21 protein-coding genes and 1 riboswitch are annotated in these 22,645 nt (G+C 48.6%); of the genes, 19 read left to right on the forward strand and 2 right to left on the reverse strand.

Annotation, left to right across the window (positions count from 1 at the left end):
- Positions 1-22: 22 nt before the first annotated feature.
- The 5 genes from BM184_RS11710 to BM184_RS11730 all read left to right on the forward strand — a co-directional run bounded on the left by BM184_RS11710 (position 23) and on the right by BM184_RS11730 (position 5,049).
- On the forward strand, positions 23-1,294 hold the full coding sequence (locus BM184_RS11710) for a UDP-N-acetylglucosamine 1-carboxyvinyltransferase (RefSeq protein ID WP_086943770.1): 1,272 nt from the start codon (positions 23-25) through the stop codon (positions 1,292-1,294).
- Positions 1,295-1,427: 133 nt separating this feature from the next.
- Positions 1,428-2,687 (forward strand): transcription termination factor Rho, encoded by a 1,260-nt coding sequence (gene rho / locus BM184_RS11715; protein ID WP_086943771.1) that lies wholly within the window; start codon positions 1,428-1,430, stop codon positions 2,685-2,687.
- A 95-nt stretch (positions 2,688-2,782) separates the two neighbouring features.
- Positions 2,783-3,148: a conjugal transfer protein TraF gene (gene traF / locus BM184_RS11720; protein ID WP_086943772.1), complete on the forward strand. Its 366-nt coding sequence runs from the start codon at positions 2,783-2,785 to the stop codon at positions 3,146-3,148.
- Between the two features lie 187 nt (positions 3,149-3,335).
- Positions 3,336-3,599 (forward strand): type B 50S ribosomal protein L31, encoded by a 264-nt coding sequence (locus BM184_RS11725; protein ID WP_086943773.1) that lies wholly within the window; start codon positions 3,336-3,338, stop codon positions 3,597-3,599.
- 316 nt (positions 3,600-3,915) lie between these two features.
- Positions 3,916-5,049, forward strand: coding sequence for a DUF1801 domain-containing protein (locus BM184_RS11730; RefSeq protein WP_218151035.1), 1,134 nt, complete (start codon positions 3,916-3,918; stop codon positions 5,047-5,049).
- A gap of 209 nt (positions 5,050-5,258) precedes the next feature.
- On the opposite strand, the gene BM184_RS11735 is transcribed toward BM184_RS11730, so the two are convergent.
- The gene (locus tag BM184_RS11735; protein WP_086943774.1) at positions 5,259-6,038 is read right to left on the reverse strand and encodes an SMI1/KNR4 family protein; all 780 of its coding nucleotides are present in this window, start codon (positions 6,036-6,038) and stop codon (positions 5,259-5,261) included.
- A gap of 182 nt (positions 6,039-6,220) precedes the next feature.
- Here BM184_RS11735 and BM184_RS11740 point away from each other — a divergent pair, with 182 nt between their 5' ends.
- The 10 genes from BM184_RS11740 (at position 6,221) to BM184_RS11785 (ending at position 16,523) form a co-directional block, all read left to right on the forward strand.
- Positions 6,221-6,778 (forward strand): LemA family protein, encoded by a 558-nt coding sequence (locus BM184_RS11740; protein WP_177208645.1) that lies wholly within the window; start codon positions 6,221-6,223, stop codon positions 6,776-6,778.
- Positions 6,779-6,814: 36 nt separating this feature from the next.
- Positions 6,815-7,720, forward strand: a complete 906-nt coding sequence (gene htpX, locus BM184_RS11745; protein ID WP_086943776.1) for a zinc metalloprotease HtpX — start codon at positions 6,815-6,817, stop codon at positions 7,718-7,720.
- Positions 7,721-7,948: 228 nt separating this feature from the next.
- A complete protein-coding gene (locus tag BM184_RS11750; RefSeq protein ID WP_086943777.1) occupies positions 7,949-8,698 on the forward strand; it encodes a hypothetical protein in 750 nt (249 codons plus the stop codon).
- Between the two features lie 175 nt (positions 8,699-8,873).
- On the forward strand, positions 8,874-9,959 hold the full coding sequence (locus tag BM184_RS11755; protein WP_086943778.1) for a D-alanine--D-alanine ligase: 1,086 nt from the start codon (positions 8,874-8,876) through the stop codon (positions 9,957-9,959).
- A gap of 137 nt (positions 9,960-10,096) precedes the next feature.
- Positions 10,097-11,473, forward strand: coding sequence for a UDP-N-acetylmuramoyl-tripeptide--D-alanyl-D-alanine ligase (locus BM184_RS11760; RefSeq protein ID WP_086943779.1), 1,377 nt, complete (start codon positions 10,097-10,099; stop codon positions 11,471-11,473).
- 405 nt (positions 11,474-11,878) lie between these two features.
- Positions 11,879-13,444, forward strand: a complete 1,566-nt coding sequence (locus BM184_RS11765) for a DEAD/DEAH box helicase (protein ID WP_086943780.1) — start codon at positions 11,879-11,881, stop codon at positions 13,442-13,444.
- Between the two features lie 123 nt (positions 13,445-13,567).
- Positions 13,568-13,918 (forward strand): holo-ACP synthase, encoded by a 351-nt coding sequence (gene acpS / locus BM184_RS11770; protein ID WP_086943803.1) that lies wholly within the window; start codon positions 13,568-13,570, stop codon positions 13,916-13,918.
- A gap of 15 nt (positions 13,919-13,933) precedes the next feature.
- On the forward strand, positions 13,934-15,055 hold the full coding sequence (gene alr, locus BM184_RS11775) for an alanine racemase (protein WP_086943781.1): 1,122 nt from the start codon (positions 13,934-13,936) through the stop codon (positions 15,053-15,055).
- Positions 15,056-15,192: 137 nt separating this feature from the next.
- Positions 15,193-15,238: riboswitch (PreQ1 riboswitch) on the forward strand.
- Between the two features lie 6 nt (positions 15,239-15,244).
- Positions 15,245-15,733 carry a QueT transporter family protein gene (locus tag BM184_RS11780; RefSeq protein ID WP_245830778.1) on the forward strand — a complete coding sequence of 163 codons (489 nt, stop codon included), beginning with the start codon at positions 15,245-15,247 and terminating at the stop codon, positions 15,731-15,733.
- A gap of 142 nt (positions 15,734-15,875) precedes the next feature.
- Positions 15,876-16,523, forward strand: a complete 648-nt coding sequence (locus tag BM184_RS11785; RefSeq protein WP_086943782.1) for an MBL fold metallo-hydrolase — start codon at positions 15,876-15,878, stop codon at positions 16,521-16,523.
- A gap of 213 nt (positions 16,524-16,736) precedes the next feature.
- Here BM184_RS11785 and cbpA read toward each other — a convergent pair whose 3' ends face one another.
- Positions 16,737-17,378 (reverse strand): cyclic di-AMP binding protein CbpA, encoded by a 642-nt coding sequence (cbpA, locus tag BM184_RS11790; protein ID WP_086943783.1) that lies wholly within the window; start codon positions 17,376-17,378, stop codon positions 16,737-16,739.
- A 385-nt stretch (positions 17,379-17,763) separates the two neighbouring features.
- On the opposite strand from cbpA, the gene BM184_RS11795 reads away from it, so the two are divergent.
- From BM184_RS11795 to yycF, 4 genes are all read left to right on the forward strand, one after another.
- Positions 17,764-19,098, forward strand: a complete 1,335-nt coding sequence (locus BM184_RS11795; protein ID WP_086943784.1) for a hemolysin family protein — start codon at positions 17,764-17,766, stop codon at positions 19,096-19,098.
- A 70-nt stretch (positions 19,099-19,168) separates the two neighbouring features.
- Complete coding sequence (locus tag BM184_RS11800; RefSeq protein ID WP_086943785.1) at positions 19,169-19,897, forward strand: O-methyltransferase; 729 nt, start codon at positions 19,169-19,171, stop codon at positions 19,895-19,897.
- Positions 19,898-20,364: 467 nt separating this feature from the next.
- Complete coding sequence (locus tag BM184_RS11810) at positions 20,365-21,741, forward strand: L,D-transpeptidase family protein (protein WP_086943787.1); 1,377 nt, start codon at positions 20,365-20,367, stop codon at positions 21,739-21,741.
- A gap of 196 nt (positions 21,742-21,937) precedes the next feature.
- The gene (yycF, locus tag BM184_RS11815) at positions 21,938-22,645 is read left to right on the forward strand and encodes a response regulator YycF (RefSeq protein ID WP_086943788.1); all 708 of its coding nucleotides are present in this window, start codon (positions 21,938-21,940) and stop codon (positions 22,643-22,645) included.

Below are 22,645 nucleotides of genomic sequence, written 5' to 3' on the forward strand. Positions count from 1 at the left end.
ACACATGAAGTGAGGCTTTTTTATGAAAAAATTAGTTATAGAGGGGAATAAACCGTTGAACGGTGAAATCACGATCAGCGGAGCGAAAAACAGTACAGTTGCGCTGATTCCGGCTGCCATTTTGGCGGACTCCCCAGTCATCTTGGAAGGCATCCCCAACATTCAGGATGTGCACTCTCTGATTGATATCCTTGAGGACTTCAACGTCGAAGTGTCATTCGAAGAGGATGAGGGCATCATCACAATCGATCCGACCAACATGATTTCCATTCCGATGCCTACCGGAAAAATCAAAAGCTTGCGTGCTTCGTATTATTTCATGGGAGCTATCCTTTCGAAATTTGGTGAAGGCGTCATCGGGCTGCCTGGAGGTTGTTTCTTGGGCCCACGACCGATCGATCAGCACATCAAAGGTTTCGAGGCGCTGGGCGCGACAGTGCGCAACGAAATGGGTGCCATCTACCTGACTACACCGGAAGAGGGGCTGAAAGGCGAGCGCATCTATCTTGATGTGGTTTCGATCGGAGCGACGATCAACATCATCTTGGCGGCGGTCAAAGCAAAAGGCAAAACAATCATTGAGAATGTGGCCAAAGAGCCGGAAATCATTGATGTTTGTATCTTGTTGAACAACATGGGGGCAAAAATCCGCGGAGCCGGTACAGACATCATCCGGATCGAAGGCGTGGAGAGCCTGCATGGTTGCAGACACACGGTGATACCTGACCGCATCGAAGCGGGGACCTATCTGGCCGCTGCGGCTGCAATGGGTGAGCGTGTGCTTGTGAAAAATGTGATTGTCGAGCATATCGAAAGCCTGATCGCAAAAATGGAAGAAATGGGTGTGGATATGGAAATCGGTGAGGACAGCATTCTGGTCAAAAAATCCGATAACCTGAAGATGGTCCATATCAAGACGTTGCCTTATCCCGGTTTTGCGACGGATCTGCAGCAACCGCTGACTCCGCTCTTGCTGAAAGCGAGCGGTGACGGTACCATCATCGATACGATCTATCCGAAACGCGTCAACCATATCCCGGAACTCCGCAGGATGGGTGCGAAGGCCAAGGTGGAAAGTGACATGATCTTCATGCAAGGGCCAAACAAATTGACCGGTGCGGAAGTTACGGCCAGCGATTTGCGTGCGGGTGCCTGCCTGGTCATCGCCGGCTTGATGGCGGAGGGCAAAACCACGATTTCCGGTATCGAGAATATCCTGCGCGGATATGATCATATCGTCGAAAAACTGACTGCTTTGGGCGCGGACATCAAAATGATCGAAGACGAAGAATAAACTTCCTCGCACGACACGATAATAATGAGCACCTTCAAAGCAGCAAACGACTTTGAAGGTGTTTTGATTCCTGTATGTTGCATTTGCCAAAAACAAGCATCATAAGAATGATAAGAGAGGAAGGTGGAGCTGTTTGGAAGATATGCTTACCTTGCAAGAGTTGGAAAGCAAGACTCTGAAAGAAATATACACCTATGCCAGAGACCTGAAGATCCCGTATTATAGCCAGATGAACAAAAAAGAATTATCTTTGGCGGTCATCCGTGCCCAAGAGGAGAAGCAGGGGTTCTTCATGACCGAGGGCATTTTGGATATCGTCTCCCAGGAAGGGTTCGGATTTTTAAGGCCGATCAACTATTCGCCGAGCCAGGAAGACATTTACATATCGACGTCGCAAATCAGACGCTTCGATCTGCGCAACGGGGACAAAGTGGCCGGAAAAGCCAGACCTCCGAAAGCATCCGAACGTTATTACGGGCTGATGCAAGTCAGCACAGTGAACGGAAAACGGCCGGATCAAGCCAAAGAACGCTCGCATTTCCCGGGGCTGACACCGATTTACCCGAACCATCAGATGAAGTTGGAAACCACGCGTACAAACGTAACAGCTCGGATGATCGATTTGTTCTCGCCCATCGGCTTCGGCCAGCGGGGGATGATCGTTGCGCCTCCTAAAGCAGGGAAAACGACCCTGCTGAAAGAGATCGCGAACGGCATCACCACCAATCATCCCGATGTTGAACTGATCATGCTGCTTATCGATGAGCGTCCCGAAGAAGTGACGGATATCGAGCGCAGTGTGAAGGGCGATGTCGTATCCTCGACTTTCGATCAGCAACCGGCAAACCACGTCCGGGTGACGGAACTTGTCCTGGAAAGAGCCATGCGCCTTGTCGAAGACAAACGTGATGTGGTCATTCTGATGGATAGCCTGACGCGTTTGGCCCGTGCCTATAACTTGGTCATACCGCCAAGCGGCCGTACTTTAAGCGGAGGGATCGATCCGGCAGCCTTTTATCGCCCGAAACGTTTCTTCGGTGCAGCCCGGAATATTGAGGATGGCGGCAGTCTGACGATCATCGCAACTGCGCTTGTCGATACGGGCAGCCGGATGGATGAAGTCATCTATGAAGAATTCAAGGGAACTGGGAACATGGAACTTGTGCTTTCCCGTGAGTTGGCTGAACGCCGCATCTTCCCTGCCATCGACATCAAAAAATCGGGAACCCGCAGAGAAGACCTCCTGCTGGATGCGAAAACGCTCGAAAGTATCTACAAAGTCCGTCGCGGCATGCGCGGGGATGCTTTGGAATATACAGAGAGCTTCCTGAAACAGATGAACACGACCGAAAACAATGAAGCGTTGCTGAACCGGATTTCGTTGATGAAATAGAAGCGTACCTTACAGCGTGTGAGCAAATCATGAGCATTTTTTACAGCTTCCCGGTATAGTGGGACTATCAAAACGCAAAAACTGGAGGTTTTTAAATGCTGTTCAATAAAGGAACTTATGAAGAACACACGCAAGAATTCATAGAGATAACGGCTGAGGAGTTTGAAAGGAAACTTGCTGCCGGAGAAAAAGCGGTCGTTTATCTAGGGAAGGCCGTTTGTCCGTACTGCCGGAAATTTGTCCCTAAATTGGACAATGTCCGCAAGGAAAAGAACCTGACGATCCACTATCTGGACAGCCAGAATACGCCGACAGACCCAGCTATCCAAAGCCTGCGCGACAAAATGGGCGTCCGTACGGTGCCTGCTCTTGTACGAATCGATGGACCGGGTCAATTCACAAATCTGAATGCCGACAGCAGCCTTTCGGAAGAAGAGATTGCAGCCATTCTGGATAAATAATAAAAAATACGTTTTTCTCGGCACTGGCTGCAGGGGGAAAACGTATTTTTTTAATTTGTCATTGCATTCTTGTTGTTTGCGTGGTATCATTTTAACGTTAAAAAGGATTACCCTGCGGTATACCTTTTATTACAAAAAGACAACTCTGGCTTAGTAAATAATCCAGGGCAAAAGGAGCGAAAGAGACATGAAACAAGAAATCCATCCAAATTACCAACCAGTTGTATTCATGGATACAACTACAGGATTCAAATTTTTATCAGGTTCAACAAAAGGTTCAAGCGAAAAAGTTGAATGGGAAGATGGCAACACTTACCCAATGATCCGTGTAGAAATTTCTTCTGATTCACACCCATTCTATACTGGACGTCAAAAATTCACGCAAGCCGATGGCCGTGTGGACCGCTTCAACAAAAAGTATGGTTTCAAAAACAAAGAAGAAGAAGAGTAATCTTCTTGAGGAGGGCTTTCCCGGTTTCGGGAGGGCTCTTTTTTTGTTTCTACCGGTTTTTTTCTGGGTACGTGCGTCAGCTCCGGGGAGGGCCTGCTCACCGGAGGAAATCGGTAATTTGATGGAGCCAGCTCCGATGAGCACCACCCCGTCGGAGCTGAAGGCTGAAAATGTGGGCCGAACTCCGGCGAAGCCTGCGTTCATCACAGAAACGGTATATTTCCGCTGAACCAGTTGTCGTCAAGTCTTGGATTTTGCGGGTGGTCGATGGGTTTGCTATGATAGCTTTAACAAGGAAACGAGAGGAGAAGCGAAGATGGCATACGAACCTAAAACCAAGCCCACGGAAGTGTCCGTGGAGGAGTTCATCGAGGAGATCCAACAGCCGCAAAAGAAAGAGGATGCTTATGCGCTGTTGTCGTTGTTTGCGGAAGTGACCGGAGAGGAAGCCAAAATGTGGGGGCCGAGCATCATCGGCTTTGGGAAATATCATTACCGGTACGCGACCGGTCATGAAGGCGATGCCCCGCTGGCTGCCTTTTCGCCGCGCAAGACGGCGTTGACGCTTTATTTTATGCTGCCCGACGAAAGACGGGAGGAGCTGCTTGCGAAACTCGGCAAACACAAAATCGGAAAGGGCTGCGTTTACGTCAATAAGCTTTCCGATATCGATTCCGCTGTGCTGAAGGACATGATCCGCGAAAACATCGCTCATGCGACCCGACTTTACGGGGGCGGGACCGCCGACAAACCGCTACCGGCTTCGAATTCCCTCACGAAGCGGCTGGGATTGGACAAATTCCCAAAGCGTGCCGTTCTGGGGAAAGAGCGCGCCATCGCTGACGATTTTGCGGATCTGGAAGCCTATGATACGGGTTTGGGTTCCGGTAAATACGATCTGATTTTTTCCTATGTGCTGACGTTGGAGGAGCTGAATGAGTGCGTATGGGATACGATCAACCAAGCTCGCTTGAATCCGGAAGGCTATCTTTACATCGCATATCCGAAAATCGGGAACAAAACCTATGACACATCCGTGCATCGCGATGCCATCTTTCCCAGTCTTGGCGTGGACGACGGCAACGGCTATGTCGGCGACAGCACCCTGAAATTTGCGCGGATGGTCAAGCTGGATGATACGTTCACGCTCGTCGGAATGAAAAATGATGTCAAAGGAAAAGGCAAGCCAACCAAAGCGAGCAGCGGCAATGTAGCGGACTATGAGAAATTCATCCCGGATGTGAAACAGTATCTGGAAGAAGGGCATCCGGATGCCGCAAAGCTTTATGCGGAACTGACGCCGGGCTATCAGCGGGATTGGGCGCGCTACATCTACAGCGCCAAACAAGCCGCTACGCAGGAAAAACGAAAAACCGAGATGCTGGATATACTGGGCAAAGGCCACAAAACGAAGAACCTTTACCAGCAGTGGCTGAAGGAACAAGGATAACAACAAAAGCAGGGAAGTACCGCGTTACGGCACTTCCCTGCTTTTGGCAGTAGTTTTTTGTGTCTCTTTCCACCGGTGAACGCAGGCTTCGCCGGAGTTCCGACTGCTATTGCGGTTCCTCCTCCGGCGAGCACTTCCTCATCGAAAGTGACGATGTTTTCGCGGCACCAGCTCCGGCGAGCACTTCTTCACCGGAGTTGGTGTTGTATTCACTCATCCGCCAGTTCTTTTTCCAGCGTTCCGGCCAGCTCCTGGATCGCAGGGTCGGGATCGGCAAGGAACTTTGCCAGCACCGCGTGGACGGTGTCCGGCAGCTCGTTCCTGAAGTAGAGTATCTGCGTTTCGAGCGCTTCACAGGCGATGCTTCGGCAGGCCGCATCGGGATGGTCGGAAAAATGCGCGATCCACTGGAGATACCACTGTTTGTCGGGGTCATCCTCGAAGTGCAGAAACAGCTCCGGCAATCCCGCGGAATCGGCCAGCAAAAAGGCATGCGCGCCTTCCGTGTGCGTGAGCCGGACCTCTTCAGGAACGGCAATGGGGGCGGGAGTCAAAAGTCGCAGGAATTGATCGAAATCGGCAGCGACAGTCTGCCAGTTGTCCGTTTCGATATCGATATGCCGGATGCTCGGCTCTCCGGATGGGGACAATTTTGAATAGTCGAAGGCAAAGAGTTGGCTGCCGTTGATGCTGAAAAGTACAAAATAATCCGGAAGACCCGCCGAACGGGCAATTTCTTGCTGGGCATACAGGCTGCTCTTGGGATCATCGTGAAGTCCCAAAATCTCATGCACCGCTGCATAATCGATGCCGTCCGATGTCGGCTCTTTGGTCGGGATGCGGGAGCACAACAGATAACCGCCGTTCTGTTCCGCCAGCAGGGCAAGATAGGCCCGGGGCAGGTCGGCTGCAGTGACGCCTTTGTACAGAGGAATGGTTTTCAAGAGGATGGGCGGATATTTAAAAGTGTGTTGCGGGATGAAATACATGTGGACACCTCATCTGATTTTCTTTCCTTTATGATATCACAGATGCCAGCACTTTTCGGCGCAGAGATAGTTAGTCTATTTTTTTACAAAACGAATAGACTCTTCTATAATGAAAGGTGTAGACGGAAAGTTGTCTAGGTCAGCCGCAGAGGCGGCGTGAGAGAAAAGGAGCTGTGAGCAAAATGGATTGGTTAATAGGAATCATTGTAGTGGCAGCGATCATCGGGGCAGTATGGATTTCGTTGTACAACAGTCTTGTGAAAAATAAATTGTGGGTAACGGAAGCTTGGAGCCAGATCGATGTCCAATTGAAACGCAGGAACGATCTGATCCCGAACATCGTTGAGACAGTCAAAGGCTATGCGAAGCATGAACAAGAAACTTTGACCAAAGTCATCAATCTGCGCAATATGATTTCCGATATGGGTACTGAGGATCCGGCCAAGAAGATGGAACTGTCCAATCAACTCTCCAGTCAATTGCGGACCGTCTTTGCTTTGGCGGAAGCGTATCCCGATCTGAAGGCGAACCAGAATTTCCTGGCTTTACAGGAAGAATTGTCCGCAACGGAAAACAAGATCGCTTATGCGCGCCAATTGTACAATTCGAGCGTTACGCAGTACAACATCAAATTAGGGACATTCCCGAGCAATGTTGTGGCAGGTGTCCATGGTTTCCGTCCGGAAGTCGTTCTGGCTACCCCGGAAGAAGAAAAAAATGTACCGAAAGTATCATTCTGAGTAAATATGATTTAGATGGAAAGTTGGTGAGTACCTTTGCTCCATCAACAAATTGAGCAGAATAAACGGCGCACTGTATTGATCGTATTCTTATTCTTTCTCCTGTTTGCGGCATTGGGGGCGGCCATCGGCTATCTGAATTGGGATAATGCCTTGTCCGGGCTTGCGCTTGCGTTGATCATCGGAGTGGTCTACGTCTTCATCATGGTGGCGCAATCCACCCAAGTGGTCATGAGCCTGAACAATGCCCGGGAAATAACGGATAAGGCGCAATTCCCGATGCTCTGGAATATCGTCGAGGAAATGACGATCGTGACACGCTTGCCATTTCCGAGAATCTTCATCATTGAGGACGAAAGCCCGAATGCTTTTGCGGCCGGAAATTCGCCGGAAAAAGCATCCGTTGCCGTGACGACTGGCTTGTTGGAGAAGTTGAACCGGGAAGAATTGACGGGGGTGCTGGCGCATGAGTTCGCGCATATCCGCAACTACGACATCCGCCTATCCACTGTCGCTTTGGCTATCGCCGGATTGATCGCATTTTTGGCCCAATTCAGCACCCGGATGATGTTTTGGGGTGGCGGCCGACGACGCAAAAGCGATAACAGCGGAGGGGCGGGCATCATATTGCTGATCCTTTCCTTGTTGATTCTGGTTCTGTCGCCTTTTGTGGCCACGATCATCCGTCTGGCGCTGTCCCGCAACCGTGAGTATTTGGCGGATGCGAGTGCGGTCGAGTTCACGCGCAATCCGGAAGGGCTGAAATCCGCTTTAATCAAAATAGCGACAAGCGAACCGATGGAGGCGGCGAATGCTGCCAGTGCCTCGCTCTATATTGTGAATCCTTTCAAACGTCTGAAGGAGGGTGAAGCAGAAAGTGATGGCCTGTTTTCGACACACCCCTCAACGGCAAACCGAATCAAACGATTAGAAGCTATGTAAATAGCTTCTTTTTTTCGGACGTTTTATTCAAATTGCATAAATAAAGTTCGGTTTTTGAAGTGAAAACCCTTTCAGTTTGTTGCTGTGAAAAAAAATAGGAGAAAAAGGCAAATTATCTTTGTAAAAGATACGGATTTGTAATAATATTAACATGGTACTGATACCTTAATCGGTTTTGCAAGTAGTAGAATGACAATAAGGGATATTTTGGAAAGGGGGGGATCATTCATGAGCGAAGATATGTTATATGTTCATTATGAAACAGTCAGCAATTATGTTTTGAGCAAAGGGATAGCGGTGAAAGATTACACAAAGTTAGCCCGGAAGCTTCCAGAAAACTTGTTGTTGGTGGACGGAAGAAAAAGTATAGGAACATATGATAATCATACTGGTTTTCAGGTGATCAAAGGCCAGGAAAACGTAAAAGCGTTCTTCCAAAAAGGGACGGACAATCAAGCCGCTATGGGGAAGTGGATTGATTTTGTGAATGTGGACATGTTGCATCTCCTCACCCCAATCGAAATATCCGAGATCCTTTATATCGCCCATGCGCATACACACTTGCACTCACCGTTCTATTATAAATTACAAAATAACTACATCTACCTCACTTTGCCAAATGGCTTCATAAAAATGTATTATCGCTACCTGGAGCAATTCCATGAGTTGTTCGCCGAAGCCATCACCGTCAAGTTGAAGGAAAAAGTGAATGAGAAGAAGCGTTTCTATCAGAAAAGCAAAGAAATTGCGCCATTCCCGATCGAACGCGTGAAGGAATTCATTCCGATCTTCAAAGAAGGCGCCGTGATCTCCTTCAGGCAGATGAGCATCGAAGGGAATACATACTGCATCCCGTTGTTCATCGCGGAAGACCGTTACGCCAGCATCGGCGGCCGTTTCAACGAAAAGGATTCGGTAGGCACCATCTGTTATGACATGGATCGCAATGAATGGAAAATAGACATAGACTTTGAATGAGAGCCTAAGCCGAAACTTAGGCTTTTTCTGTATCCGTTGAGACGGGCTGTATGTTTTGGCCCCGCCAACAGGGATGCCAATCCACTTTTCACAAAAATCGTTTTAGCTAAAAAATAAATGTGGTACAATGTTTCTTGAGTTAAAGCAGTTATCAAAAAATTCGGAGGATTTCTCGATGAAAATTTATTTGATTTATGGCGGAAAGAGCGCTGAGCACGATATTTCGATCCTGACAGCACATTCAATCATAAAAGCGATCTATTTCAACTATTATGAAGTTGTGCCCGTCTATATCACTAAGGCAGGCGCGTGGATTCAAGGGCAATCCCTTTCTGAACCAGTGGCATTCTCTGAGAACCTTTACTTGGAGCCAGGTTCCGAGAAGCGCTTTGCCGATTCACAGGATGGGAAATCCTACGGCGAACTTATTTCACCTGCAGATATCCAGTCTGAAGATGCTGTCATTTTCCCGGTATTGCATGGACCAAACGGCGAAGACGGTACGGTGCAAGGGCTGTTTGAAGTCCTGAATATGCCTTACGTCGGCTGCGGAGTCCTTGCCAGCGCCAGCGGGATGGACAAAATCGTCAGCAAGCATCTTTTCCAACAGGCAGGGTTGCCGCAAGTGCCTTATGTTGCAGTCACCCGTAATGACTGGAAAAATGACCGCGAGAAGATCTTCATCCAATGCGAAGGCAGCCTGATTTACCCAATGTACGTAAAGCCAGCCAATATGGGCTCAAGCGTCGGCATTTCCAAAGCTACGAATCTTGAAGAGTTGACCGCTGCAATCGAGACGGCTTTCCGCTATGACCGTCGCGTGGTCGTTGAACAAGGTATCGAAGCCCGCGAAATCGAAATCGCGGTATTGGGAAATGACGATGTGCATACCTCCGTACCCGGTGAAATCGTTAAAACCAAAGACTTCTATGACTACGAAGAGAAGTACGGCAATGAAGAAGTATTGCTGCAGATCCCTGCTGAGTTACCGGAAGAAATCACCGCCAAATTGCAGAATTATGCAACAATCGCTTTCCGGGCGCTTGACGGCAGCGGTTTGAGCCGTTGCGATTTCTTTGTGACCAAAAACAATGAAATCTACATCAACGAAGTCAACACTTTGCCTGGCTTCACTTCCCGCAGCATGTATCCGTTGCTTTGGGAAGAAACTGGATTGAAATACAGCGACTTGGTGGAAGAGTTGATCCAGTTGGCCTTGAAGCGCCATGAAGAAAAAGTATCCTATCAATTTGTAGAATGATGAACGAAAGGCCGTGATTTTCCTGATCGCCAGCAGCACTGAAAGCATGGAATGCTTGCTGCAGCCAAAGGGAAAGGACGGTCTTTTTTTAGAGCAGCCGAAGAGCTGCCGAAAAAACCGGAAATGAGGAACTGAGTATGAAACCATTACGCATCATTGATGTTGTGAAAGCTGTTGGAGCGATCGACTATACGTCGGCCAACCGCTTCGCTGAAATAAATTCTGTTGTCTTTGACTCCCGTAAAGCAATGCCCGACAGTTTATTTGTGCCTTTGCAGGGGGAAACGGATGGGCATGATTATGTCCAATCGGCAATCAAAAACGGGGCGGCAGCAACTTTATGGAGCCGTGCAGCAGGAGAAGCGCCAGAAGATATTGCCGTCATTCTGGTGGATGACACGCTGGAAGCTTTGCAAAAGCTGGCGGAAGCTTACCTGGATATGATCCAACCAAAAGTGGTCGCAATCACCGGCAGCAACGGGAAAACGACCACCAAGGATATGACGGCTGCTGTCCTGTCCGCGCGGTTCCGTGTCCACAAGACGGAGGGAAATTACAATAATGAAATCGGCATGCCAATGACCATTCTGGAGATGCCGGAAGACACGGAAGTGCTGGTGCTTGAAATGGGCATGAGTAATTTCGGCGAAATCAGCTTGTTGAGCCGATTGGCAAAACCGGATATCGCCATCGTTACCTTGATCGGGGACAGCCATCTGGAGTTCCTCGGGAGCCGCCGAGGCATCGCAAGAGCCAAGCTGGAAATCCTGGAAGGGCTGAAGCCTGAAGGGACGTTCATCTATCCTGGCGACGAGCCGTTGATTGCTGAAGAGCTGCCTCAGGAAAGCAACTTCCGCCAACTGACTTTCGGTACGGACGAAACGGCTGCGGTCAATGCCTATGACATCGTTCCTGGCAAAACCAGAACAACTTTCCATGTGAATCTGGATCCGAACGTCGATCTGGAGATTCCTGTATTGGGCGTGTACAATGTCCGGAATGCATTGGCTGCGTTAGCCGCTGCCCAAGTGCTGGGCATGACGATCGCTGAGGTGAAGGAAGCGCTGGCGACCTTTCAGCTGACCGCCAACCGCACACAGTGGCTTGATGGCGTAAATGGGTCGCAGCTGTTGAATGATGCTTACAACGCCAGTCCGACTTCGATGACGGCTGTGCTGCGCTCATTCGCGAATCTGCCGCGGGAGGGCAAGAAAATTGCGGTGCTCGGTGATATCCGTGAATTGGGCGAGCGTTCTGCTGAGATGCACGCAGCCTTGGCAACTGAAATTTCCCCTGAAGATTTTGATCAGGTCTATCTTTACGGCACGGAAATGGGGGCTCTTTATGAAAACTTAAAGACTGCCTTTCCGGAAGGGACACTTTATCATTATGTTGGGGAGAAGGCGCCATTGATCGAAAAGCTGAAGGCAGAGCTTCAAAAAGCCGACCAAGTGCTGATCAAATCCAGTTTCGGCACTGATTTATTGGCGGTCGTGGCAGCTTTGCGTGTATAATAGTAACCGTAAGGGATTTGGATGGTTCGTGTCGTCGCAAAAGCAAGGGATTACCTTTTTCAGCCAATTTGGAGCGCATGCGTCAATTGTCGGTAAATTGTAGGGCTACTTGTCATTTTCATTGGAAATATCCTTACAACAAGGTTTTTTTGTAAGAAATTTCATTATTTTAAGAGAAAATGATTTGTAAAACTCTGCGGAACGTGTTATTATTGCTGATGGTAAGAATAGAGAAATAAGAGGGTTTTTTCTGCGAAGTGCAGAATGTTTGATTTATCAAGCTTTCTATTCAAGGGATTAAGTAAAAAAGGTTTATCTTTTATTTATAAGATTATGAACCGCATTAGATATGTGGGTAAAAGAAAAGACTCTCTAAATTTTAGTTTCTCAATCATAGGAGGAAACATGAAATTTTCAGAATTAGGGTTAAACGCGGAGTTATTGAAGTCGATTGAACAAATGGGATTCGAGGAAGCAACACCGATCCAAGAACAAACCATTCCTTTGGCATTGCAAGGGTTGGACGTTATTGGGCAAGCACAAACCGGTACTGGTAAAACAGCTGCTTTCGGATTGCCTATGCTGCAAAAAATCGACAACAACAACAAAGTTATTCAAGGTATCGTTATTGCACCTACACGTGAGTTGGCTATCCAAACGCAAGAAGAATTGTACCGTTTGAGCCGCGACAAAAAAGTATCCGTGCAGGTTGTCTACGGTGGAGCTGACATCAATCGTCAAATCCGTGCTTTGAAAAACAAACCGCAAATTATTGTCGGAACGCCAGGTCGTCTTTTGGACCACATCAAACGCAAAACAATCCGTCTGGATCACATCGAAACATTAGTTCTGGATGAAGCAGATGAAATGCTGAACATGGGCTTCTTGGAAGACATCGAAGCAATCTTGAGCGAAACACCGGCTGAACGTCAAACATTGTTGTTCTCAGCTACAATGCCTGACTCAATCAAAAAAATCGGTGTTAAATTCATGCACGCTCCAGAGCATGTCAAAATCAAAGCGTCACACACTGCAGCTAACTTAATCGATCAGTATTTCGTTAAATGTAAAGACTTTGAAAAATTCGATACAATGACTCGTTTGTTCGATGTGCAAAATCCTGAATTGGCTATCGTATTCGGCCGTACAAAACGTCGTGTAGACGAATTGTCAAAAGGTTTGGAATTACGCGGTTACCGTGCAGAAGGAATCCACGGCGACTTGACGCAACAAAAACGTATGAGCGTATTGAACGCATTCAAGACAGGCGATTTGGACATCTTGGTAGCGACTGACGTTGCTGCTCGTGGATTGGATATTTCAGGTGTTACACACGTATACAACTACGATATCCCTCAAGATCCAGAAAGCTATGTTCACCGTATCGGCCGTACTGGTCGTGCCGGTAAAGAAGGTATGTCAGTGACTTTCGTTACACCAAACGAAATGGATTACTTGCGTACAATCGAAAACTTAACCAAAAAACCAATCACTCCATTACAACCACCGAGTGATGAAGAAGCTTTCCGTGGCCAAGTGAAAACAGCTATGGATGAAGTGGAAACATTGGTTAAAGAAACAGAAACAGACAAATACAAACGTGCAGCTGTTCGCTTGCTTGAAGAGCACACTGCTGAAGATTTGGTGGCAGCATTCTTGAAGAGTCTTTCTAAAGATGCTACTGATGTTCCTGTTAAAATCACACCAGAACGCCCATTGCCTTCAAGAAAAGGTAAAGGCGGCGGTGGTTACAAAGGTAAAGGTGGCGGCGGCTACAAAGGTAACCGTAGTTCATCAGACAGACGTGGCGGCGGAGAGCGCAGCGGAGAACGCAGTGGCAACAAAAATCGCTCAAGCGACAGCAAACCACGCTCCGGCGGCAAACGCTATGATGAAAAACGTGGCGGCGGCAGTGCCGGCGCACCTAAGAAAAGCAGCCATAGCTTCACTATCCGCAACAACAACGACTAATCCATAATCAAAAACCTCTTCTCCAATTGGCCTGCGCCAGGAGAAGAGGTTTTTCTTATGCTGGAAATTTTTTGTTTTTTTGGTAAAATGAGAACAATGCATGCAGAAGAGGCGGTGATTGGAATGATTTATGGAATAGGACTGGACGTAACCGAGCTGGACCGCATCACGAAAGCCTATGATCGGCGTTCGGGTTTTGCGGAACGGGTTTTGACCGAAGCGGAACTGAAATTGTTCCTGGCTTTGAGCGGATCACGCCAAATGGAGTTTCTGGCCGGACGCTATGCCGCGAAAGAAGCTTTTTCGAAGGCTTACGGAACAGGCATCGGCAAGCTGTCTTTCCAAGACATCGAAATTTTGCCAGGAGAGAACCGAAAGCCTGAAATAACCAAATCTCCGTTTGAAGGGACAGGATTCGTTTCCATCACCCATTCGGGGAACATCATTGCCGCGCAAGTGGTACTAGAAAAGTAAAGGGGTCTTTTACACATGGTAGTAGGAAAGCACCGTCCCACAATAGAAACTGTCGATTTGGAAGCTATTTCGTGGAACATCCAACAAATCAGGAAGGGCCTGTCGCCTGGAAAGAAATTTTTCGCGGTCGTCAAAGCTGACGCCTATGGACTGGGAGCTGTCCCGGTCGCGAAAAAGGCGAAGGAAGCTGGCGTGGACGGCTTCTGTGTCGCGCTGTTGGATGAGGCAATGGAGTTGCGGGAGAATGGGCTGTCCGATGATTTCATCATGGTTGTGGGCCCAACGGAGGCAGAAGACGCTGCGCTCATAGCCGACAACGGAATCAGCGTGGCTGTCACGGCAACAGAATGGCTGGAGGCGGCCTTGCCGTATCTGCAGGAACGAAAAACGGATCTGCCGGTCCGTGTCCATTTGGCGATCGACACCGGCATGGGCCGCATCGGTCTGCGCACGGTTGAAGAGGTCAAAGCTTTCGAAACGCGCCTTGCCGAACTGGGTGGCTTTGTGTTTGAAGGCATCTTTACGCACTTCGCAACGGCCGATGGCGAAGATCCGACATTGGTGGAACGCCAACTGACATTGTTTGAAGAAATCTTGCAGGCGATGGCGCAACGGCCGCCGATTGTGCATCTGGCGAATTCCGCGATTTCGCTTTGGCATGAAGCGTTCCGGACGGATGCGGTCCGCGTCGGAATCGCTATGTACGGCTACAACCCTTCCGACACCGTGTTGGAGCTTCCTTATGAACTGAAGCCATCCGTACAGTTGGATACGCAGATCAGCTATGTCAAACAGATGCATGAAGGCGACACGATCGCATACGGCGCCCGCTACCGCGCTTTTGAGGGAGAATGGATCGCTACACTTCCGATCGGCTATGCCGACGGGTGGAGACGGGATCTTCGCCATCAGACCGTCATCGTCGATGGCCAGCGCTGTCCGATCCGGGGAGTCATCTGCATGGATCAATGCATGATCAGCCTTCCGAAAGAATATCCGGTCGGGACGAAAGTGACACTTCTGGGTGAAAACGGCGGAATCGTAAACAATCCATCCGAAATGGCGGTAACAATCGATACGATCGGCTATGAAATCTTGACGGGAATCAACGCCCGCGTTCCGCGCATCTACAAATAGAAAAACAGATAAATCAGGAAAGCTGCCCGGTGCCTACTAAAGGCCAGGCGGCTTTTTGTTATGAAAATCAGATGAAAATGCGCCGTTAGTCGTTTTCAAAAGCGAACATGTATGGTAAACTGTTTTAGCTCTTGGAAGAGTGCGTGGTTCGTCTACCATCCCACGAAAAAAAACTAGGAGGTTTTCAGGTTGAGTACAAAAAAAATGGTTATCAATACAATTATCGCAGCGCTTTATGTCGCTATGACAGGGATTTTTGCTTTTATGTCGTTCGGTGCCGTCCAATTCCGCGTTTCAGAAATGCTGAATCATTTGGTGGGCTACCACAAAGATTATAAATACGGTGTTTTGGCGGGTGTTTTTATCGCCAATCTGATTTTTTCAACATTAGGGGCTTGGGACTTGGTGTTCGGATTTGGACAGACATTGATCTCTTTCCTTATTCTGGAGAAACTTTTCAAACCCAACGATTCTGAAATGAAACGCATGATGATGACCGCGTTCGTCTTCACGGTGACGATGGTTCTTGTCGCAATCGAGCTCTACATCGTTCTTGATTTGCCTTTCTGGTTCAGCTTTGTGACAGCGGCATTCGGTGAAGCTGTTGTGCTGGTTGTGTCAGCACCGCTCATGAAGTACATGAACAAGATCATCGGTTTTGCCGAGAAAATGGCTTGATCCATTAAAAATTAATATGAAAAAAACGGGAGAACGGGGGCTTTTGCTGGATGAACAGCAAAAATCCCCGTTTTTTGCTAGGATATTTCTCATCGTTCTCTTATAATAGAGAGGTAATCCAAAAAGAGGGGGGAATCAGTATATGGAAATGTACGCAATTACAGTCGGTCCTATCCAGGAAAACTGTTATTTTTTGATCGGAGACCATGAAAATGACACGATCATCTTTGATCCAGGTGAGCAAGCGGAGGACATCATCGCAGCCATCGAAGAGAATGAGTTGCATCCGATAGCGATCGTGTTGACTCATGCGCACTATGATCACATTGGAGCCCTTGAAACGATCCGGGAAAAATACGACGTTCCCGTCTATCAAAATCCAATCGAACGGGAGTGGTTGTTGGATCCGCAACTGAATGGATCTGCAGGCAATCCGAACGTTCCGGATGTCCGATTGACGAAAGAAGCGGATGTCTTCTTCGAAGAGATGGGGCCATACGAAATCGGCGAGTTCCGCTTTGAGATGCAACACATTCCTGGGCATTCGCCAGGAAGCACCGTGTTCATTTTCCGTGAAAATGGGTTCGCGATCGTTGGGGATGTCATCTTCAAAGGGAGCGTAGGCCGCAGCGATTTGCCGGGCGGCAGCCATACTACCTTGATTGAAGGAATCCAGAAATATATCGTAACCCTGCCGGGGGAAACAGTACTGTTCCCGGGACACGGCGATCCTACGACAGTAAGGGAAGAAATATATTCAAACCCCTATCTGAATGGCGCTACCCGCTGATCAGGTGACGCGCAAAAAAAGTCGGACAAGCACAAGGCTTCGTCCGACTTTTTTAATTAGGCATTAGATCGAGCAGGCGTCTGGAGCCGGAGCGGAATTCCCGATGAAGGCCGCCTCGCCGGGAAAACGCCACCCGTCCGGAGCGGAATTCCCGATGAAGGCCGCCTCGCCGGGAAAACGCCGCTCCGGACACTTAATGTGACGGGTTGGATTTTAGAAATCAACTTGCAGGTTTTCGATCTCCGTCACACGGAAATCTTTGCGCTCCAGCGCCTTTACGATAGAGTCCAGCACCTGTTTGGGAGTGCCGGCGGGTAACGTGACCAATACCCTGCGCAAAGCGTCCTCACGGTTGATGTCCAAGGAAATGCAGCTGGCGATGGAGGAATAGCGGTTGATGATCTTGGTGATATGATACAGATCGCCTTTTTGGCCGGGTGCGATGACCGTCAGCACATAGCTGCCGACGTCGATGCTCCACGATTGGGCCAGCATGTTCAACAAGGCATTGTGGGTCAGGATGCCGTAAAAGGTCATGTCCTTATTCAAAACGGAAATGTAGGGCAATTCTTTGATGGTAAAAAATACCTTAAAGAATGAACTGTCTATCGAAATGAATTTTGTGGCATTCTTCAGCAGGTGCGTGACGGGCAGGTTCATGTCGCCGCCGTTCGCTTTATGCCGATAGATATGCATTTTATAGATATTTCCCCGGAAAATGGTTTCTGTTTCGTCCAAAATCGGAACGCAACGGTAGCCGGAATTTTCAAGGATATCCAGTGCATCCCGAAGCGTGGCTGACTCTTTGACGATGGTCAACTCCCTTTTGGGGATGGCAAGTGAGCGGATAAGCATATAGTTTAAATCCTCCTAAAAACACGGTTGTCTAATGTGATAATAACATTAAAATGAAAAAAAGCAACGGTTATAAACGCATACTTGGAAATTCTTAAACATTTGATAAATCAAGCGGTAAAGCCCTTCCAAGAGGATGCCAGGATTTATTGAACATTAGATTGGAATGAGAACACTTGTCGGTCACGAAAGGCTGAAAGGTGAAGAGCAAGGGGGCTCCATTAGCCCGCAAATGAAAAATCTCTTGATTTTTCGAGTGGAGTTCACTATATTAAGTAGTATATAATTGAACACAATCTATATTTTTTTATGCAGCTGCACAGTGTCTTGTTTCAGGGCATGTCCCAGTTGCGTGAGTCATCATTCAAAAGGAGAAAAAAATCATATGAACCCAGACCCCGAAGGCCAGTCGTTATTATCAAAAATAGCATTGATCCTAACCCTGACTTTACTGAATGCTTATTTTGCCTCAGCCGAATTAGCATTTGTTTCCATCAACCGTTCCAAAATCGAGAAGCTTGCCAAAGACGGCGATAAGCAGTCGCAGAAGGTTTTGCGTCTCTTGGAGAATCCGGATGATTTCTTGGCCACTATCCAAGTTGCCATCACATTTGCCGGATTCTTCAGCAGTGCGTCAGCTTCTTCCAATTTCGTCGGCTATATCGAACCGTTGTTGGGAAGCATCGCAGGCGGCAAAACGATAGCGATGATCATCATCACTGTTGTCCTTTCCTATATCACGCTCGTGTTTGGTGAGCTGTACCCTAAACAGATTGCCTTGCAGATGCCCGAAAGCATTGCGCGCCATACTGCAGGACCGATCGTTGTCGTCAAGACACTCTTCAAGCCGTTCGTTTGGCTTTTGTCCTTTTCGACAGGTATCCTGAAAAAGCTGACGCCGATCGAATTCACGAATGAGGAAGAGAAGCTCACCCGTGATGAAATGAAGGCCATCCTTGCGCAGAGCCGAGGCGAAGGGGTCATCGATCCATCCGAGTTCACGATGATGCAGGGGGTACTTTCGTTGGACACGAAGCTTGCCCGCGAATTGATGGTGCCGCGTACCGACACTTTGATGATGGATTTGGATGATGATCTGGAATACAATATCGCGCTGGTTCTGAACAGTCAATATTCCCGGATTCCGGTCTACGAGGAAGACAAGGACAATGTCATCGGCGTTCTGCATATGAAAAATGTTTTGAAGGCATCAAAGGAAGTCGGTTTCGAGCGGATCTCTTTCCGTGAGTTGGTCAACACGCCTTTGTTTGTCCCTTCCACTATTTATATCGATGATCTTTTGGTTGAATTCCGCAAGACCCACACGCATATGGCCATCATCAAGGATGAATACGGCGGCGTGGAGGGAATCATCACCCTCGAGGACCTTCTGGAGGAAATCGTTGGGGACATTGAAGATGAATATGATGAAATTTACCGCCTTTCGAAAAAAATCGATGACAATCATTATGTCGTCAATGGACGCATGCCATTGGACAAGTTCAATCAATTGTTCAAGACAGCGATCGCTTCCGAAGAAGTGGACACGATCGCCGGCTACATGATCGAGGAACTCGGCTATTTTCCGAAAGATGATGAACAGGCGACGATTCAGGCGGAAGAGTACCTGCTGACGACTACGCAAGTCGAAAGCGGCCGGATCCGTGGCATCCGTGTCACAAGAGAGCCCGTCCAAGAAGCAGTTGTCGAAGACGAATAAGCACAAGGCTGGGATCCATTCCCAGCCTTGTTGCCATTAATAAAAGAGTATGCGATAAGGAGAAAAAAGTATGGCATTGAACGAAATGATGAACAGACCCGTCGTAAAGAAAGAACTGGTCGCTTTTATGCGCGACAGACTGAAACGTTTCCCGGGAGGGTTGGGGGAACTGGAAAAAACCGCGAATGAAAAAGGCGTGCCGATCATCCCTCACGAAACAGCCGTTTTCCTGAATATGCTGTTGGGCCAGATCAAACCCAAACAGATACTGGAAATCGGTGCGGCGATCGGCTTCTCAGGCAGCCTGATGGCGCAGCACGTCGGAGCGGAAGGCCACGTCACGACCATCGATCGTTTTGAGGTCATGATCAACCACGCCAAAGCGAATTTTGAAAAACTCGGCATCGCGGACAAAGTGACACTGCTGGAAGGCGATGCGGCGGAAGTACTGCCTACTTTGGAAGGGCCGTATGATTTCATCTTCATGGACAGCGCGAAATCCAAATATTATGAATTTTTGCCTCATTGCATGAGACTTCTGAAGAAAGAGGGCATGCTGGTCATCGATGATGTTTTCCAAGGCGGAACCATCCTGGATGATGAAGCAGACGTTCCCAAACGGGTCCGCAAAATCCACCGCCGCCTGAACAAGCTGATGGATACCGTGCTGGACCACCCGGCATTGGAAACTTCCCTCGTGCCTTTGGGCGATGGCCTGTTGCTGATCGTAAAGAAAGAAGACTTCGATTTCGGCTACATCCTGGATGAAATCAAAGCGGAGAAACAGAATCGCGCATAGGAATTTAGGGCTTGCCTCGAAATGAGACAGGCCTTTTTTGATTTGCGTGGCGCCAGGTTGCCGGAGGAGAGCCGGTGAAACGGGTCCCAACTCCGGCAAGCGGCCGCCCGCCGGAGCAGACCGGTAACAATCGGCCGCAACTCCGAGGAAGCGGTCCTTATCAGAGAACGCAGACAAAATGTAATCAAACTCCGGCGAAGCCTGCGTTCATCGGAGGAAAACCTTGCGGTGCCGCCCATTTCAGCCCGCCCGGAGGATTGCGGGGCTGGTGAAAACGGAACGTGTCTGTTTGCATTTCTTCCGCATTGGTATTATGATGAGTGTCTAAGAATCGGCCTATTATAAAAAAATTAAGATAAAATAGGTTGATTTTTCAAGAAAACATGGTAAAGTAATAAAAAGTAAGTTATGATTATTTGTAACGAAAACGTAATCTGATTGTAATAAAACAAGAAGGTGGTCTGAAAGTGAAAAAGAAACCCATCATCATTGGCGCTGCAGCGGTCTTATTGGTCGCAGCCGGATACTTTGGTGCAGGTAGCTATTATGAGGATAAATTCTTACCGAATACGATGCTGGATGGCATTGACATATCGAATGATACCGTAGCCCAAGCAAAAGAAGAGACAACTGCAGCAATCGCACAAACACAAATCCAAATCGTCGAAAATGGAGAAACCATCTATGCATTCACAGCCGCTGAGCTGGGTGTTTCCATCGACAACACCGAGAAATTGGAAACGATGAAGGCCGAACAAAGCGGTTGGAATTGGCCAATCCTGCTGTTCCAAGACAAACAGGAAGAAACCGACCTGAGCGGCGTAGCTGTGGATGAAACAGCTTTGGCGGACATCTTGGCGGCGATGCCGTTGGAGAACGAAACGCGCACTGCCCCCGTGAACGCTACAGTCGTCAAAGGAACGGAAGGCTACGAAATTTCGCCAGAAACTGCCGGAAATAAAGTCGATCTGGAATTGTTGAAGGCAACGATGCTGGAAGCGATCATTGCCGGAGAAACCGAAATCGATCTGACAGAGGCCTATCAGCAACCGACATTGACCGCGGACGATCCAATTTTGACGGAAACAGTGAAGAAATTGGATGATTTGACCGATACGGTCATCCAATACACCATTTCCGGACAGACAGAAACCGTTCCGAAAACAGCCATCGTCGAATGGTTGGGCATAGACGAGAACGGCGAAGTGTCCGTCAACCGTGAAGGCGTTGCAGCCTATCTGCAGGGACTGAGCGATACATACAGCACCTATTCCCGTACGCGCGATTTCTTGGCGACGGACGGAGAAACGGTCCAGGTCCCATCCGGTACGTATGGATGGACACTGGCTGTCGCAGCCGAAACGGACAACCTGATCGAATATGTTTTGGCAGGTGAGGACGTTACGGTAACGCCGAATTATAACGGTACCGGCTATCACGCGGACGGCGCGGACATCGGCACTACCTATGTCGAAGTGGATCTTTCCAGCCAACACATGTGGTACTACAAGGACGGCGCGGTTGCGCTCGAGACGGATATCGTTTCCGGACACCCGCAGACACCGACTCCGACTGGGGTCTTCTATATCTGGAACAAAGAAGAGGATGCCGTCCTGAAAGGCTACAATCCAAAGACGGAAAAAGATTACGAGTCGCCTGTCGAATACTGGATGCCTGTCGATTGGACCGGGATCGGTATCCACGATTCATCCTGGCAGCCTGCTTACGGCGGCGAATATTGGCTTACTGCCGGATCGAATGGTTGTGTCAATACGCCACCGGGGGTCATGGCTGAACTGTATGGGATGATCGGTATCGGGGTTCCGGTCGTCATCCACAGCTGATGAGTCAATGAACGAACGCCATAATGTCTAATAGGGGGATGAGCCATCAGTCAGGAAAACGATTGATGGCTCGTCCTTTTTGGTACAGTCGCCCGGTAATCCAGGAACGCTTTGCACATAACCGCCTGCAATTGTATAATAAAGAGTAGACGTTCCGAATGGGACAGAGAGTTTCAAGAAACAAGGAGGTTTGAAGATGAAAAAGGTACTAGTGGTAGACGATGAAAAACCAATTTCAGATATAATCAAGTTTAATCTGACCAAAGAAGGTTATGATGTCTTCACTGCATTTGATGGTGAAGAAGCCTTGGCGCAGTTCGCGGAAGTGGGCCCGGATATCATCCTGCTGGATCTGATGCTGCCGAAGATGGACGGTTTGGAAGTCTGCCGGGAAATCCGTAAGACGAGCGATGTGCCGATCATCATGTTGACGGCAAAAGACTCTGAAATCGACAAAGTGCTTGGACTTGAATTGGGTGCGGATGACTATGTCACGAAACCATTTTCGAACCGGGAATTGGTCGCGCGCGTAAAAGCAAATTTGAGGAGACAAGCCTCTCCGGTCGCCGCACCGCCTGAAGAAGACGATACGAATGAAATCAAAATAGGAGCATTGGTCATCCACGAAGATGCTTACATCGTGTCGAAGCGCGGGGTAGAGATCGAGCTGACCCACCGCGAGTTCGAATTATTGCATTATTTGGCGAAACACATCGGCCAAGTGATGACCCGGGAGCATCTGCTGCAGACTGTATGGGGATATGATTATTTCGGCGATGTCCGCACGGTTGATGTGACGGTCCGCAGACTGCGCGAAAAAATCGAAGATACACCGAGCCATCCGACTTGGTTGATCACGCGAAGAGGAGTAGGCTACTTCTTGAAGAATCCGGATCAGGAGTAA

Origin of the sequence: Trichococcus pasteurii (assembly GCF_900112935.1) — a bacterium.
In the GTDB taxonomy this organism is placed as follows: domain Bacteria; phylum Bacillota; class Bacilli; order Lactobacillales; family Aerococcaceae; genus Trichococcus; species Trichococcus pasteurii.

What these genes read in the sequence shown, in the direction of transcription:
- BM184_RS11710 (WP_086943770.1), top strand. Translation starts at nt 23, where the DNA reads ATGAAAAAATTAGTTATAGAGGGGAATAAACCGTTGAACGGTGAAATC.
- traF (WP_086943772.1), top strand. Translation starts at nt 2,783, where the DNA reads ATGCTGTTCAATAAAGGAACTTATGAAGAACACACGCAAGAATTCATA.
- BM184_RS11725 (WP_086943773.1), top strand. Translation starts at nt 3,336, where the DNA reads ATGAAACAAGAAATCCATCCAAATTACCAACCAGTTGTATTCATGGAT.
- BM184_RS11730 (WP_218151035.1), top strand. Translation starts at nt 3,916, where the DNA reads ATGGCATACGAACCTAAAACCAAGCCCACGGAAGTGTCCGTGGAGGAG.
- BM184_RS11735 (WP_086943774.1), bottom strand. Translation starts at nt 6,038, where the DNA reads ATGTATTTCATCCCGCAACACACTTTTAAATATCCGCCCATCCTCTTG.
- BM184_RS11740 (WP_177208645.1), top strand. Translation starts at nt 6,221, where the DNA reads ATGGATTGGTTAATAGGAATCATTGTAGTGGCAGCGATCATCGGGGCA.
- BM184_RS11750 (WP_086943777.1), top strand. Translation starts at nt 7,949, where the DNA reads ATGAGCGAAGATATGTTATATGTTCATTATGAAACAGTCAGCAATTAT.
- BM184_RS11755 (WP_086943778.1), top strand. Translation starts at nt 8,874, where the DNA reads ATGAAAATTTATTTGATTTATGGCGGAAAGAGCGCTGAGCACGATATT.
- BM184_RS11760 (WP_086943779.1), top strand. Translation starts at nt 10,097, where the DNA reads ATGAAACCATTACGCATCATTGATGTTGTGAAAGCTGTTGGAGCGATC.
- BM184_RS11765 (WP_086943780.1), top strand. Translation starts at nt 11,879, where the DNA reads ATGAAATTTTCAGAATTAGGGTTAAACGCGGAGTTATTGAAGTCGATT.
- acpS (WP_086943803.1), top strand. Translation starts at nt 13,568, where the DNA reads ATGATTTATGGAATAGGACTGGACGTAACCGAGCTGGACCGCATCACG.
- alr (WP_086943781.1), top strand. Translation starts at nt 13,934, where the DNA reads ATGGTAGTAGGAAAGCACCGTCCCACAATAGAAACTGTCGATTTGGAA.
- BM184_RS11785 (WP_086943782.1), top strand. Translation starts at nt 15,876, where the DNA reads ATGGAAATGTACGCAATTACAGTCGGTCCTATCCAGGAAAACTGTTAT.
- cbpA (WP_086943783.1), bottom strand. Translation starts at nt 17,378, where the DNA reads ATGCTTATCCGCTCACTTGCCATCCCCAAAAGGGAGTTGACCATCGTC.
- BM184_RS11795 (WP_086943784.1), top strand. Translation starts at nt 17,764, where the DNA reads ATGAACCCAGACCCCGAAGGCCAGTCGTTATTATCAAAAATAGCATTG.
- BM184_RS11800 (WP_086943785.1), top strand. Translation starts at nt 19,169, where the DNA reads ATGGCATTGAACGAAATGATGAACAGACCCGTCGTAAAGAAAGAACTG.
- yycF (WP_086943788.1), top strand. Translation starts at nt 21,938, where the DNA reads ATGAAAAAGGTACTAGTGGTAGACGATGAAAAACCAATTTCAGATATA.